Source organism: Sphingobacterium sp. UBA5639, from assembly GCF_002421245.1.
Taxonomy (GTDB): Bacteria; Bacteroidota; Bacteroidia; order Sphingobacteriales; family Sphingobacteriaceae; genus Sphingobacterium; species Sphingobacterium multivorum.
On the sequence record NZ_DIJR01000005.1, the window covers coordinates 62,240 to 78,205 of the forward strand.

Here is a 15,966-nt window from a genome sequence, read left to right on the forward strand (position 1 = left end):
TGAACACACAACTAAAAATGTACGGAAACGGTACCTTCCAACGATTTACAGATTTGCTTAAAGTAATCATGCTTATTCGGCCACAATTGCTGTGCTTATTCGATAACCTTAGTAGTTTTGGAGCGAATATCTTCCAGTATTATTGGCGACAGCTCAAATTGCGTCATATCTTGATCAATAATCCATTGTAAAGCTTCATCCTTGGTCATATTTGTATTGGTTATATAATTAGACAGCTCCACGACTGTATTACGTGTGAGTCCTAAGGATAATAATGAAAGGTGGGTCTTTTGGGACACACCAAATTCTAGCCAAAGATTAAGCTGAGGGATGTATTCAAGCAAATCTTGTCTAGCACATTCATTTAGGAAGAACCTTAATATATCTACATAACAACTTGAATCCTTTGCGAACCGAAATCTGGCAAATGTTTCCACATTATCCATAACTTCTCTTATCACCACGTGTATATTTTTTATATAGGCATACTTCTCATTCCGCTGATAGGCATTATAAGCAGCCCGGATTATATATGACAAAGGCTTGCCGGACATCCAGTTCATCAGAAGTATCGACCTCGCTGTATTAAGTTGTGCCGGATATGCTGATAAAGTTTTTCCGATACGTCCAACTAATTTAATGTATTCATCATGGGCGTTTTCATCCTCAGGGTAAACAGGTATCAACGTTTCCGCTTCAGCGGTTTTCGAGCGAAAATATTCCAGTAAGTCTTGCTGAGCCAATGGAGAAATTCCAGGATTTCGAGTGATGATGTCATTAGGAAGTTGAATCCGATCTCTGATTTCAGTAAATAATTCAATAAGTCTTGGTTCGAGATTCGTATGTTCAGTTATGTTGCCATGAATAAATTTGGCATAATAGTAGCCAAAAGCAAATTCAAGATCTTGCCTGGTTTCAGCGATGACCCTTGGAGTATCTGCCTCGATATATTCAATTAATTCCGCCTGCTTGGCTTCAATAATGTCAAGCGCTCTGATTATTTTCTGTTTCTTTTTTTCAGGATTAGGAGGATTCTGCCAGTCCCAAGGTTCTATGCATACGATATTTCCGCTAAACTCTTTTCCCCAACGTCCTGCACGCCCCGCAAGGTTCCAAAAATCACTTTGATTGAGATGTGTCTTGCTACCTCTTTTCGGCTTTCTAATAAATATGGATTTTGCTGGCAAATTAACCCCTTCAAGTAGGGTTGAGGTACAGATTAGATATTTTATCTCCCCATCTTTGAATAGATTTTCAATTTCCTGTCTAATCAACAGGGGCATGTTGCCGTAATGAAATGCCACCTTTCTTTCCAACACCTTCGCAAGACGATAATCTGCATGGACGGTTTTTTTGACAAGATCAATTAGAAGCTTTACCCTTTCAGAAGCTGTCGGCTCACCTGACAGCTTATCATATAATACAAGTGCAATATCTTCGGCTTGAGCAGCACCATTACAATATATAATATTTCCTGTCGTGTTACCCGAAAATGCCACCGACATAAAAGCCATTTTTTTTAGCTCAGTCGTCGGTCTATCGGTCATTTGTAAAGTACCAAGCTTTATTACTTTATCAACAAGTGATAAATTCAATTCCCATAGGTTCGATTTTCGAGGAACTTGAGTGCAATAAATTAGGTTTTGATTAACTGCAATAAACTGTGTGTTAATTGGCTCTGTTTTTCCGCTTATAGATATACTCTCCAGCAATAGTTCTGGATTTGATGTAAAAGGACTTGAAAAATATACTTTCACACTGGGATTGGCTGAAATGACCTCCTCTAATTTCTGCTGAAGAAGGATACCCCTGTATGGATCTTCTATCTTGTGCGCCTCATCCACGATGATGATATCTAGCCTAAAATCTTTGTGCTCGATAAGAAACCAGTGAAGACGTTCCTGGGTAAAGACAAATATATTGGAATCGTATTGTAGTGAATCATATTGGGGAACAGTAGTAAGGTTGACCGTAGAAAGCTTGTATTTATCCAATAATGTGCGAAGATCATCTTCTACTTGCGCAATCAGTGCCCGTGTCGGCACTAAGTAGACTATATTTCTGTTGGCCTTTAGCATTTCTTCTATAATAATGCTGCAAAGGATAAATGATTTACCAGAAGAGGTTGGAGCGGATATGCTTATGGCATCATTTTCTAGGTAACTATTGTGTACTCGTGTTTGAAACTTATTTAACGAAACGGTTTGACCGCCTAATGTAATGGAGTTCTCGAAATCTGAACGTAATTTCTGAAGTTTCAATGGTAGTGGCAAATGTTCTTCAAAGTTTTGGGATATCCTCCCACGTTCAATCGCCAATTTAATAGCGGGTTTGTTCGTCAGACTTTGGAGGATTACAGCCGCTCCCTCTTTTTGCGCTGTGTTAGTTCCGTCCTCACTAATGGCTGTTTGTGCAATTCTTAATGCAGCATCTAAATGCTCGTTCTGATCAGAATAACTCAAGGCACTGGCTATTCCAAGTATATTATTCCAATCTATAACCGCAACAAGATTTTCTTTTTGGTTTTCCCAAACCAATTCAGGAATACTAGAGCTAACACTTAGCGTCAACAAGGCTTCATACTGCCTCTGAAAGCTTCTTAGTTTAAATAGTTTATCGGCCAGCATTACTTGATCGTCTCTAAATAAATTCTTCTAAATTCCGCTACCGAAGGGAAAGGAAGTAAAAACACATGAATTTCTTTTAGTTCAAGATTATTGTGGTTTTTTATCTTCTTAACCAAAGTATCTTGCCAAGCCTGGATTTCTTTTTTGATTTCATCGATAACGACCTCAGTAGTTTTTTGAATTTTGTCGGCAGGGTAGTTTCCAATATCAAAACCGATAAAACATAGACCTTTATAAACTATGCTATTAGACATGTCGTCGTCTTTATCAAAATACCGAACCAGCGCATCTTCCAAATCAGGATCATTTACATTTGCAGATATATTGGCGGTAATAAGCTGTAAATCCCTTTCTTGCACAGAACCTGATGATTGTGGGTCTAATAAAAAGCCCTTCAGACTTTCCATACATTTACCCATCGCATCATTCATACTGCTATACATCTTCGACTCTCCCCAATACAGATTCAAGGTAGAATTGGAGCCATCGTAATTTACATGAATGCCATCAGCTCCCTGATAATGTAATTGACCGGAAGTTTTCAGAGACATTTTACTGATCAATTGAGGGATTTTTAAAAATTCCTGAACCAGTATATACAATAGAATTTCTCCGCCTTCACCAGTTTTTTCAAGATCGGTGAACAATCCTTCTGCTTTCTTTCTTAGTCGTACAATCTTGGCTGTTGAATTGGTTTGAGCCAAATATTCCCTTGCCTCATCTATTTCTTTCTTAGGAATAGCATATTCAAGGATTTTTTCATCGATAAAGTCGATAAGATCATTTAGTCTTAAATTATTGTTTGCGTCCACCTTTAAGCAATAGCAATGGCATATTGTAGAGGTATCAGTTAGATTAACGTGGGAAACGACTTCTGCAATCCTTGATTTAATCTCTCCCTTTGAATTGATCAATAATCTGTTTATTGCGTCTTCTATTCTTTGACTCATCTCTTATAATTCGACTGGTTGCATACAAGCTCAAATATTTGAAGTAGATAAGATGGTTTTAAGTTCAGATTTTTCATGCGAGCATATTTAGTATCACAAACATAATAAATTTTCTTATGAAATAGTGAGCATCTCGAAGTGTTGAGTTCCTGGGTTGTATGTAGTTTAATGTTATTTACCTTCAAACTTTGATTATAATTTTTTGTGAATTGCTATTCTTGAGCAATTGATCATACCATCTTTGCTTTCGATTGTAAAAACAAAGTTATTATGCTTATTATCAGCTATGTAATCCGTTAAGATAGTGTCAAATTTCGGTTTACTGATAGTCCCAGTGTTCGGGTTATAATCAGCTAGAGTTCCCGCAACATAATCGGGGATTTTTAAGAGCTCATCATAAAACGGCTTGTCGGTACTTGTCGCTTTCGCAGCGGTGAATTGGCAATTTTCGATCTCACTGAAGCCGAACATAAAGTACTCAAAAAGATCTATTGCCAGAAGGTCTGAGACCTCATGAATAGCATCCCGATCTGAAAGCCAACCAAAAATTTCCGCTCTCGTTCTCTTAACGATTAATCCAGAAACAAATGCACCAAGATAAGTGATCAAGAAGGCAGCGTAGATTTGCTTTATCTTGTTGCCTTGTTTTATCTGTTGAATTGTTAGGTTAATCTTCCTAATAACATTCTGATAATAATCGGTTTTTTCTGGCTGGTTTTTAATCCAGATAATATACTGTTCTTTCGCCTGGGAGTAGATGGTTATTAGGGATTCGGTAAAAATGATATTATCCTTCCCAAAAAATTTCTTTCTGTCGTTAATGATAAACGAAAAATTTATTAATGGATAGTGTGTTAAAAAATCTATATATTCTTTACTTACTGTCCTCGCATTTTTGATGTCTTTCGGCACTATTAATTTGATATGTGAAGAGAGTTCTTCTATATCATGAATGTAGGGCATCAAAGAAAAGGTAATTACGTCATTAGGCTTATTTTTGTCATCGATGCAGTAATCGCTGAAGCAGAGCCATTTCCTATATGCGTCTACTTTAGGATAGTAATTTAACTCTAAGTCTTGGTATGCAGATTTCGAAAAGGTCATTTCCAAAACCTGTAAAAAGGGGTGTTTAGTCATTTTTTCCATTTGTTGAGCGATAAGTTAAGGTAGCAATTTAAAAAAATTAAATGAGCCATTTCTATAATTTAGGCCATATGAGAAGGTAAACTACAAACAAATTCACTACAATACATACAATCTGCGAAATGGACACAATATCTATGTATATTAGAAAAAATTAATCAACTCAATATGGTTCGCAGAAAGCAAAGGGTACACCAACATATTATGGAGGATGAATCGTACCATATAATCAAGAAACTTATTCCAAAGGAATGGGTGATCAGGGAATTTAACCGACCTGATTACGGTATTGATCTAATCATTGAACTTTTTGATAAAATAGATGATAAGACTTATGAAACGCTGGGAGAATTTATTTATGTGCAGGTAAAATCCAGCGATCAGTTTCCGATCAGTACAGAAAAAATATATGGAGTTGGAAATGTTGCAAAGGGAAAATGGGTTCAGGATAGATCAGAATATGCAAATTTGGACATTGTGAAATACAGTTATGATACCAATTCAATTTTCACGATTCAAAGTTTGGGTGCAAGTGTTTCCGTACTTCTGTTTCTGGTGGATTTACAATCGGAAGACGTATATTTTATTAACATGAACGATTACATCGACAAAATAGTGGTGCCTCAAAAACCAAATTATATTCATCAGGGATCGCTAACCATAAAAATTCCTACTCTTAATACGCTAAAAAATTATCAGGTAAGTTCGGCTGCTCTGCAATTATATGGGAAACGGTCTAAATTACTTGCGGCTTTTTCAAAATTCAACTATCAGAGAAATGAACTTAGCTATGCACTGGGCATTAAGTTTTGGCCTGTGTATACCTATCGGGAAACACTTGAAAAGGAAATGACAGAAAAACAAACCTATGATCTGGTAATCTTTTTCATTATGCAGAACGAAAAATTAGACATTTGGAATTATAATTTTTGGCTAGTCTTGCCTGAGGCAAAAGCAGAAATGGCAGAATTGAAAGAGTATCTCCTGGGGGATTTAGTAGAATGGGACAAGGCAAGGAATGATATTATCATACTGTGGCAGCGGCTCACAAATCTGGGTACAATGTATGAAGATCTGATCAGAGAATGGTATCTGCCAAAAATGATCAGCTTATGGACATCCTATCCTAATCTTCCTGAAACAATTAAAACTGCCGATGTCCGTAAAAATTAGAGACATCCGAAAAGGTCAGAGAAAACCTTCTTGCGTGGTCTTATGGTGGATCTCCTCCTTGATAAGCGGTTCGATCCATTTGTGCATTTCGTCCACGGAGCTAAATTCAGGAAAGGGATTGTGTGGCATGGGATCGTTCATTAATGTTCCAGAAGCCAACGCCTCGCAGCTCCTACGGGGATGCCACCACATATAAGAGTCCCTGAAATTATCTATGATATTGTAATGGTGACTATAGATAAAATCACTCCAATTCTCCTCTACAGCTTCTTCGGGAGCGATATCTATGTTTTCCAGTTCGGAGAATACCCTGGAACGGTTTGACACGAGTGCATCAAGCATTACTTTCCTTGCGTCGGCATCTGTCACTGGCGCACTATATCCGAATATGGAGATATAATAGGCGCACTGGAAGGCATATTTCAATGCAGTCCATTCCCTGCGAATGGATGCATTTGCAGAATAGTTTTTCTGTCCAACGGGATAGAGCAATGGCATTTTGCTAAATGGACGGTGGCAGCAATGGCAAATCTTGTTTTAGTAGTTCCCAGAAATATTGCATTTCCTGCAGATGCCTACACCAACGTTTTCATGCAGGAACAGTAGCTGCGGAACGTCAGCGTTGAACTTACGGTGCCTTAGGTAACTTTGCAGCAATAGCGGATCCCAGTTGAAAGTAGCAATGATATCCTTTTCGCGTAATGATAGTATTAGGTAGTCATAAAGGTTGGGCTCATCGGAAACTTTAAGATCAAGAAAATAACCATGTACCGCATCATCGACTGTCTTGCGCAGTTTGATGTCTTCAGCATTCGGTAGACTTACCTGTATTGTAGTTATGCACGATTATTTTTAATAAATACCAACAAAAATCACTATATTGCATTAATAGCAATTGCAGCTAAAACATACATCAAACTGGTGAGTGATTCGGTGAGTATGGAAAGGGAAAGTTTGTAAAAAACTGATAAATAGACTAGTGCCCTAAAGGTGTTATTCCCCTACGGAATATCCATTGGAATTACGAGTATAAAGGTTTAAAAGACACTAATTTTTACATTAAATAAGGAAGCAAATAATAAGGAACTCTTCAGCTTAAAGCCTCCAACAAATTCTTTAAATCTTGCTCAAAATAATGTGAAAAAAGTATGCTGACCGGCACTTAAGGAGACACTAGTCAATAGTTGTCTCCTTTTTTTATGAACAAAAATATTGTCACTCAGATCATAGGGGCAATTGAGCACAGTTCGATTTTTTGGGATCAAGCTGAAGGCATATGATAAATTTGAGAATAATAAAGCCTTATTTGTTTCCCGCTTTTCAAACATTGAATGAATATAAAATACGCGTTAAGAAACTAAAGATTATTTAGCGTAGAACTAAGGTCTTAATCCATTCAGGGCTGTATGTGGATGATTTTAAAGGAGTATACCTTGCTGGTACCAGGTTCGTAACTGATAGTTTTTGTCGGACTTTAGTTTGGCTAGTTTTCTTGGTAATAAAGTCCAAATGTAGTCGTTTTGACAGTCTGTTTGCTCCCTTTTATTGCCTATCTGTTGTTTTGTACCGAGGTCGTTTTGATGTTTATGGACCTAAATCTTATAAGAAGCTATTCTGTAACTTGCTCGTGGTCTTTATCTTGTATAGATAGGTTTTCCGGGAAACCAGTTAGCGCCATTACCGCCACAAGTAACTAGAAAATAGAGTAGGACAACAATATAAACGAGTATGGTAACGCGCCAAATCATGTGTAAGCCGCGAGAACCTCTATCGTTTTGTTTTCTTTGTTTGTCCCTTATCTTTCTGCTTTCTCGATTATTTTCCATTTTCTTTTAAATAATAATGTTTGCAGCTCGCTACCCTAATTTTACCGCCATTTGCGCCGGCATATTTGGATATTGTTACCGAATTTGTCCGATGCTGTAATAATTAGGCAGCTGAACCACAGAATATTTTGAATCAGATTTCTAAAAATATAAATTATGGTAGAGACATGCAATTTGTAAAAATAGGACTTGCGGTTAAGATTACCCTAACAAACAGTTGTATTGCGAATAATAGACTAAAAACCACGAATATTGAACGAACTGCAACAGATAATAAATAACCGCAAAATTAATTAATGGTGTTTTTATTTTTACTTCCATAAAATAAAGGCTTGCTTCAAAAGCATGTTATAGTTTAATAAAAAGATAGAAACAATGAAAAAATTAATGATGAGTTTGATGGCTGTTGCACTGCTATCTACAGCCGCTTCTGCAAAGACAACGGAAAAGGCACCGAAAGAAAATGTCAATGCTAAGACAACGACTTACCGTCTTCCTAACACGAATACACTCGTGAAAGTCACCGAAGAGGTCAAAGAAAGCGAAGGAAAATTGACACACTGTATTTTTGTGTTGAGTTTTTATGATTATGACACGGCGCAACTGGTCGGTACACATACTTCAGACACCTATACAAATGGTGGTTATGGATCTTTCTTTAAAGCATGTAGGGCATTTTGGGGTGTTTAATGCAGTCGATCCCTGTTGGTTTCAACCGGCAGATAGGTTTCGGCGTTTTCGCGCTGTTACAAACGATTAATTTAAGCGGGGTGAAAACCCCGCTTTTTTTTCGCCCTAAATGGTTAGACTGTTAAGTCTTTTTGGTGTGCAGAAAATTCAGTCTTTAACCCGCTTTTTCGCTTATAATACGCTAGGAAGGGTATGCTTTGATGATTTGTGATCAACTACTGGTAGTCTTATCGCGTAAGTTATTACCTTGTTTTTCGTTTAACGAGGTTGAAGCGTTTTGATTTGAATTGTAAAAATATGCTATAACGGGATGGTACGTGTTGGACTGATGTAAAAAAACATTATCTTAGATTATTATATTTAATTTATCAGATAAAAAAGCGTAGCTAACCTTTTTTAATGATAACCGAATTTGGAACTGAAGAACTTCAATATGCACACTAGAAATTTTTTACTTCTTCTTAGCGCACTAATATGGCTAAGTTGCACAAAAGATCCCATCGAGCCAAACGTAGAGCCCCCAGAGGTGGCACCTTCAGATACCACCAAGAATGAGCCCACTGTTCCTCCTGATAAGTACGAAATTCGGAAAGTACAATTTCAGATGAGCGAGCTTTTCTCTGATGATAATATTGATGAAAAGGTTTTCCTGGGCGGACTTTGGAGTCTCAAAGACACCCTTGAAGGCCCACGGCTAGAAAGCCTGGAAGCAAAAGCGAAAAAAGTAAAATTCCATTTCTTGTCTTACAATGACTTCTCCGTAGATATGGGATTCTTTGAGCCCAGCTATAAAAATGGTCTTGCTTATGCCAATAAGTTTGAAAAGTCGAAACAGGCAAGTAGTATGAACTTTACTTCGAGCAGTTTTGGAGATTACGCCGAAATACAGGGATTTCTCGGTATTTCGAAGGATGTAAAAAAGGCATTATCCCTTGTAAAACATGCCGACTCAACGACGATCAGTAAGCAAAACAGCACGCTTCGTATAGGCAAAGTCAATAAGCTTACAATTTATATTGACCACACAGAGTATTTTGATGCTTATCCGGAATCGGAGTTAGCTGTATTGACCCAAGCAGGTTACTCTCCCTATGTGCTTGCTTCGGTGACTTATGGTACCCATATGATTCTGATGGGTGAAACTGATTCAACACGGGCAGGCCTCAATACGGCAATAGACAAAATACTGGAAAATAAAACACTGGATGATGTAGATACCAAAGTCCTCGATTGCAGCAATCTGCTGATCTACTATCGGGGCGGCGGCAAGAACAGTTTTATTCAGTATCCGAAAGGAGCCAAGGCTATTGGAATAGCACTCCGCGATATGCTCCTTTATGTGAGTCAGACGGAAAATATCTTTAATTATCCACTTACCTATGACTTTATGAGCCTGAAGGACTATAGCACGCTACGGTATTACAATATATTTGACATTCGGGTCAAAAAACAAAAGTAAACGAACGAAAAAAAGCATCGGCAAGATAAAAAAACGGCATCCAGATCTAGGTGCCGTTTTTACTTTTGCCAACAAGCTTCTGACTTGCGCATTGATTTCGCAAAGCTCTTCAATATGCAGGGTATTTCACCTATTCCTTTTCGCTAATATCCTTTAGCCGTTGCAAAGCATTTGGCCAAGCCTCATTAAAGTAATCGATGTATTCGTCGTTTGTATCAACATCTACATTCAATAATGTTTGTCCTTCGATGTCCGAAAAAGAATAATTTTCTAATGCTCCAGCCCAATCTTCGACAGCTGGTCCGGATAAAATTTCTTGGCCATTGTCTAGGATACCAAGATGCCGAATAGACACATATGAATTTGGAATGTATTCGGCGATTTCTGCTACTATTCCGCCTTTTTCACCATTTTCATCGACGCCTGTAAAATGAATTTTTTGCCCCTTGTCCCAGATGCCTTCGAAATCTGAACTTGGATTGAATGCACTGGTCCATTGTTTATAGGTTTCTTTGTCAAGCATTGTTTTAAAAACCCGCGGCACAGGCGCATGGATCTTAATTTGATAAGTTAATTTCTTCATCTTTCTATTGTTTTGGAAAATTGGGATCGGCTTTTATTTCAGCGATCTGTTTGGTATGACGTGCAGAATGCGCAGCAATAAACATCAGGGCTTGATAACCATCAATTGGACCAGTTGGGGAATCGCTGACGTGATTTCTGAGATCTTCCGCATCAGCTTTTTTGATGTAATCAAGCACGGGTTGGCGAGCGGCATTGAAATCAGTCAAAGCGGTGTTCACATTTTTATAAATTCCCTCTGGTTGGAGTTCCTTGGGTGCCTGATATTTGTGACTTCTGTCTGTGAGTGCATTTTTTAGATTGTCGTCGGTCATCTTGATCTCTTTTCTCCTTTCAGGTTGTGGATCTTGATCCAGGCCCTTTTTTGCCATGTCAAATATCATTCGTTCTGAACGAATAATATGCTCAAGGCATTGACTGATCGACCATTTGTCGGGCGCTGGCTTAAATTGGAGCTGCGCTTCGCTTAAACCCGCAACCTGCTTTTCAAGCTCCGCAGTTGTTTGGTTAAAATATTGCAATAGCGAGTCGGTTCCAACATAATCGTGTTTTAAAGCCTGTTTTTTTTCTATCAGCGTAATGTTTTGGTCCTTTTGCTCGAGCAATGACCCTGATTTGGCAGATGATGGAGCCAAGGTAGCAGTTGCTATGCTGGCAAGTGCTATCATGTTCATAATTAGATTCATAGTTTAATACGTTTTAAGATCGTAAAATAAATGTCACTATTTCTTTACAATTATAAGGAATTTTTGTTTGGTATATCTTCTCATAGGACAAGAAAAGCTGCGTTTGCGCCTTCCCAGATTAGACGACGATTCCTATTTGACGCAGTCGATTGCAACCTGATAAAATACGTATTCTGTAATAAGTGTTTTTTGTACATTTATTAAAATAAAACCTTATCTTTAACAGAATAACTAACCGACTATTTGAGTTAATCTATGTTAAATCACAATTATACGCGCTATTTTAAACGTTTACCAGTAAAACGTTATGCTTTGGTATGTATGCTATCTTTGTTGGGGACAATTGCCGCAGCACAGCAGACATCGGTATCGAGTCCGGACGGAACTTTGACCGTTAAATTGGATCTGAAAAACGGTCATCTATTTTATCAGGTTGAACTGGAAGGAAAGACAATGTTGGAAGCTTCACCGCTTGGGCTTCAAAGCAAGACGATAAATTTAAGCGATAATTTGCGTCCTATAGCAGAAAAAAGAGGTGAAATTTTGACCAATTATATCGAGCCAAAAATCAAACGCAGTCAGGTACAGTATAAAGCGAATGAATTGCGTTATGTGTTGGAGAATACTTCAAAGCAGCAGATCGAGGTTACTTTCCGTGTTAGCAACAACAATATAGCGTTCCGATATTATGTGCCTCAGGTGGGCGAGCCGGCCAACTTTGCATTGATAAAGGAGAATAGCGGCTTTAAATTTCCCCTCGTTACAACAACATTTTTAACAGCCCAAGCTTCCCCCATGATAGGCTGGATGAAAACAAAACCAAGTTACGAAGAGGAGTATCAGGCAGATCAGGCGCTAGGCGTACCTTCGAAGTATGGTGTTGGCTATACTTTTCCTGCGCTCTTTCATGTTGGAGATCGGGGATGGGTACTTGTTTCGGAAACGGGTGTATCAAGTGCATATTGCGCATCCAAGTTAAGCGAAGGCACGAAGGATGGCCTTTATAGCATTTCTTTTCCGGAGGAAGGGGAGAACAATGGCATTGGACGTGCAGCTCCCACAATTTCATTACCCGGTTATACACCTTGGCGCACACTGACTGTCGGAAGCAACCTAAAACCCATTGTGGAAACGACCATTCCGTTTGATGTTGTTGAACCGCAGTATCCGGCATCGAAGAAATACGAATTCGGACGGGCGACATGGAGCTGGTTGGAATGGCAGGACGGCAGTATTAATTTTGAAGACCAGAAGAAGTTCATTGACCTTTCGGCTTCAATGGGGTATGAATTTGTATTGATCGACAATTGGTGGGATACAAAGATCGGCCATGAGAAAATTGAACAATTGGTGGCTTATGGGAAGGAGCGGGGCGTAGGTATTTGTCTGTGGTACAATTCGAACGGATTCTGGAACGACGCACCTCAGACGCCAAAAAATAAAATGAATACTTCGATTGCACGTAAAGCCGAGATGCAATGGATGCAGCATGTGGGCATTAAAGGAATCAAAGTCGACTTTTTTGGAGGCGATAAACAAGAAACACTGAAGCTTTACGAAGATATTCTTTCGGATGCAAATGATTATGGATTAACCGTTATATTTCATGGATGTACTTTACCGCGTGGTTGGGAGCGCATGTATCCGAATTTCGTGGGCAGTGAAGCCGTATTAGCCTCTGAAAATTTGATTTTCACACAACATGCAAATGATACGGAGGCTTTTAATGCGACTTTACATCCCTTTATTCGGAATGCCGTGGCGGCAATGGATTTTGGCCCGGTTTTGCTGAACAAACGTCATAACCGCGAGAATAGCGGCGGTACTATCCGCAAAACGACAGAAACATTTCAATTGGCAACGGCGATTTTATTTCAGACTCCGGTACAAAATTTTGGATTGACACCCAATAATTTACAGGAAATGCCAACCCATGTGATTAATTTTATGAAGCAGGTACCAACTACCTGGGATGAGACTGTTTTTATTGATGGTTATCCAGGTAAATATGTCATACTTGCCCGGAGAAAGAATGATACATGGTATATAGCGGGGATAAATGCCGAGGGCAAAGAAAAAACTGTATCGGTGAATTTGCCCATGTTGAGTACAGATGCGGTACAGCTAATCGACGATAACATTGCCCGGGAGTCAAAACAGAAGCAGATTCGACTTTCTAAAACAAAGTCCATCAAATTGACGTTGCAACCTGAAGGCGCCGTTGTTTTAATCGGAAAATAAATTAAGCGCTCTTCTGACGAACTGAATCACTTTTGATGAACTGAATTATCTAGGCAAAGTGAATCACGCCTGACTAATGGAAGCTATCTCCCAGATCCATTAGTCAGGACGAAGAGTTCTTATTTCTAGGATCTTGTGACTTGTAAATCCTGCCCCGGCCTTAATTTTCAGTTCTATTTTGGTTTTACCTGCACTCTCCATGGGAAGCTGTATATGTATTGTTTTCATGGTGGATCTCTCATCCTTGTCTTCCAATATACTGATGGTTTTACCATCGATCATTACCTCAGTTACCCTGGATGAGTTGTCTGCCAGCAATTTGATCGCGACCAGTTGGGTCTCTGGCGTTATTTTCATCACATAACTGAACCAGCCTTTTGTATCGCGCCAGCGTGTATCACCGAATGCCCCAGCATTGCTATTTTGCTCGCGAAAAAAGTGATCTGATTCTGGTTGTTGCTCCCCAGCGACTACTTTATCGACCGTTTTGGCCGCTAGCGCTAAGCTTTCCACTTCATCGCGGCGCATTTTGTCCTGTAATGCCAGTAATTCTTTCTGCGTTGCTTGAGGCCAATAGATCATATAACGGGAATCATGAATACCGAAAAAGGGTTCTAGTTCCATTTGAATATCTTTTTTTCCCAAATAGAGATTTGAGAGTGTAAAGTGTAAGGGCTTTGACGCTATTGGTTTTACAAGTGCCGGAATATTGTTCGGTTCTGCTTGAAGAATCGGGAGATCACGTAAAGGGATTTGTTTTCCAGAAGCAATGTGCCCCATTCGGCTGTCGTCGGCTCGAAGTCCCAAAAGATCTTCCTGTCCAGTTCGGGCTCCCAAAACAAGAGGTCCATATAAAATACTATAATAATTGCTTTTATCAGGCAACTGCTCAGTATGTATCCCCATGGGTAATTGAAGGCTGACGATATCGCCCTTTCGCCATGTACGTTTGATCTGGATATGCTCATTTGTGGAACTGAAATTGCGGTAAGGCTTTCCATTGATCAACACATGGGGAGCTGTGGTGAGCCAGCTGGGTTTACGAATAAACAAGCTGAATGACGTCGGTTTTTTAGGGTTCATTCGTATGCTTGTTTTGGCTTCTGTCGGGAAGTTCGTTTCTTGAATAACTTCCATATTTTTCTCCTTCCAGTCCAGGCGTGAAGGAATAAATAGATTGACAAATAGGTCATTGTTGCGGTATGCGTAGATCATTTCACCATATTTGGCGTGATTTTCCATCCCTGATCCGACGCAGCACCACATACTTGTCTGCGCTTGAGAATAAACACGATAATGCCCCGGACGAATTTGCGTGAAATAGACTAATCCACCATGTTCGGGGTGTTGTGTCGATAAGATATGGTTGTAAAGAGCACGTTCATAAAAATCGAGGTATTTCCCTTGCGGATCGGTCTGATAGAGCATTTTTGTGAGCCGTAACATATTGTAGGTATTGCAAGTTTCTGGTCCCTCAATGCTATAGAGCATTTTTGAAAAATCTTCCGTTGGGTTAAAATGTTCACTTACACTATTTCCTCCAATAGCAATCGAGCGCTGCTCAACGACATTGTCCCAAAAGTAGCGAACAGCCTCCGCCCATTTTTCGTTGTGAGAAAGGTCAGCGATGCGTTTAAAACCGAGAACTTTTGGAATTTGTGTATTTGCATGCAATCCTGTTAAATGATCTTCATGCGCTAATAAAGGCTCAAGTATGGATTGATGACTGAATTTACGAGCCAACTCGAGATAAGTCTGATCTTGGGTAATTGCAGCAACATCAGCAAAAGTTTCGTTCAGTCCGCCATGTTCACTTCGTAACATTTCCTGTATTTGAGCATCTGAAAGTTGAGCGACCAACTTAAGCGCCCAATCAGTCATTTGAATCAGCATGTCTTTTGCAGATTCATTGCCTGTCAACAAGTAGGCGTCTCGCAGGCCAGCATAGGTTTTGTGTATATTATATAGCGGCACCCATTTTCCATTCAGGTTAAAGCTACCGGCGTTGATTCTACCTTGCTGAATCTCTGTCCAAATAATTTTACCCCCAGGTACTCCGCCTATGTAGCCGTTTCCATTTGCTTCCTGACAACGTCTCAAGTTGCTGAGCATATAATCTAGGCGTTCCTTAATACGAAGGTCTCCTGTAGCGGCATACATATGTGCGAGAGCAGATAGATAATGCCCTCCGATATGGCCATCTAATCCTGTATTTTCCCAATTGGTATAGGAGTCTTTTTTTAGCGGTAAATTGGCTTCGCGTAAAAAGGGAGCCAGCAATCTGTCCGGGTCTATTTCCAATAAATAATTGATGTCAAGATTTTCAGCATGTTTAAAAATCCCAGGTAACAACCTCACTTCTCTTAAATCGAAATAATTCAATTGAGAAGTTGTTTGGGCAGATAGCGCCAGACTAAATAAGCTTAAGAGAGCACTGTGCAAAAATTTGTTTTTGAAGATCATATGGACTGAAATTATCATTTGTTATTAACAAGATCTGATGAGCTTGTCTGGTTAGCCGTTATGTATAAAAAGACCGGTAAATCAAAGATATTAAATGTGTTATTTATTTTAAGTGTTTTTTTTACA

General features: G+C 39.1%; 11 protein-coding genes. 4 read left to right on the plus strand and 7 right to left on the minus strand.

Annotated elements, in window-relative coordinates:
* Positions 1-95 precede the first annotated feature (95 nt).
* The 3 genes from B4Z90_RS04200 to B4Z90_RS04210 all read right to left on the minus strand — a co-directional run bounded on the left by B4Z90_RS04200 (position 96) and on the right by B4Z90_RS04210 (position 4,714).
* Positions 96-2,627, minus strand: a complete 2,532-nt coding sequence (locus B4Z90_RS04200) for a DEAD/DEAH box helicase (protein ID WP_201639476.1) — start codon at positions 2,625-2,627, stop codon at positions 96-98.
* Positions 2,627-3,577, minus strand: coding sequence for a HamA C-terminal domain-containing protein (locus B4Z90_RS04205; RefSeq protein WP_201639475.1), 951 nt, complete (start codon positions 3,575-3,577; stop codon positions 2,627-2,629). The genes B4Z90_RS04200 and B4Z90_RS04205 overlap by 1 nt, the downstream gene beginning before the upstream one ends.
* A 192-nt stretch (positions 3,578-3,769) precedes the next feature.
* A complete protein-coding gene (locus B4Z90_RS04210) occupies positions 3,770-4,714 on the minus strand; it encodes a hypothetical protein (protein WP_286801454.1) in 945 nt (314 codons plus the stop codon).
* Positions 4,715-4,888: 174 nt separating this feature from the next.
* Between B4Z90_RS04210 and B4Z90_RS04215 the strand changes: the two genes are divergently transcribed.
* Entirely contained in the window at positions 4,889-5,893 is a 1,005-nt protein-coding gene (locus tag B4Z90_RS04215; RefSeq protein WP_201639473.1) for a DUF4365 domain-containing protein, read from the plus strand.
* 15 nt (positions 5,894-5,908) lie between these two features.
* Here B4Z90_RS04215 and B4Z90_RS04220 read toward each other — a convergent pair whose 3' ends face one another.
* A complete protein-coding gene (locus B4Z90_RS04220; protein WP_201639472.1) occupies positions 5,909-6,391 on the minus strand; it encodes a hypothetical protein in 483 nt (160 codons plus the stop codon).
* A 1,703-nt stretch (positions 6,392-8,094) separates the two neighbouring features.
* Between B4Z90_RS04220 and B4Z90_RS04225 the strand changes: the two genes are divergently transcribed.
* Positions 8,095-8,409: a hypothetical protein gene (locus tag B4Z90_RS04225; protein ID WP_115047825.1), complete on the plus strand. Its 315-nt coding sequence runs from the start codon at positions 8,095-8,097 to the stop codon at positions 8,407-8,409.
* Between the two features lie 433 nt (positions 8,410-8,842).
* Entirely contained in the window at positions 8,843-9,868 is a 1,026-nt protein-coding gene (locus tag B4Z90_RS04230; protein WP_115047827.1) for a hypothetical protein, read from the plus strand.
* 130 nt (positions 9,869-9,998) lie between these two features.
* Here the strand turns inward: B4Z90_RS04230 and B4Z90_RS04235 are convergent, their stop codons facing one another.
* Both B4Z90_RS04235 and B4Z90_RS04240 read right to left on the minus strand, forming a co-directional pair.
* Positions 9,999-10,451, minus strand: a complete 453-nt coding sequence (locus B4Z90_RS04235; RefSeq protein ID WP_115047829.1) for an SRPBCC family protein — start codon at positions 10,449-10,451, stop codon at positions 9,999-10,001.
* 4 nt (positions 10,452-10,455) lie between these two features.
* On the minus strand, positions 10,456-11,136 hold the full coding sequence (locus B4Z90_RS04240) for a DinB family protein (protein ID WP_083296136.1): 681 nt from the start codon (positions 11,134-11,136) through the stop codon (positions 10,456-10,458).
* Between the two features lie 255 nt (positions 11,137-11,391).
* On the opposite strand from B4Z90_RS04240, the gene B4Z90_RS04245 reads away from it, so the two are divergent.
* On the plus strand, positions 11,392-13,377 hold the full coding sequence (locus B4Z90_RS04245; RefSeq protein ID WP_083296137.1) for a glycoside hydrolase family 97 protein: 1,986 nt from the start codon (positions 11,392-11,394) through the stop codon (positions 13,375-13,377).
* Between the two features lie 99 nt (positions 13,378-13,476).
* Here B4Z90_RS04245 and B4Z90_RS04250 read toward each other — a convergent pair whose 3' ends face one another.
* Positions 13,477-15,840, minus strand: a complete 2,364-nt coding sequence (locus B4Z90_RS04250; protein ID WP_286801456.1) for a glycoside hydrolase family 127 protein — start codon at positions 15,838-15,840, stop codon at positions 13,477-13,479.
* Between the last annotated feature and the right edge of the window lie 126 nt (positions 15,841-15,966).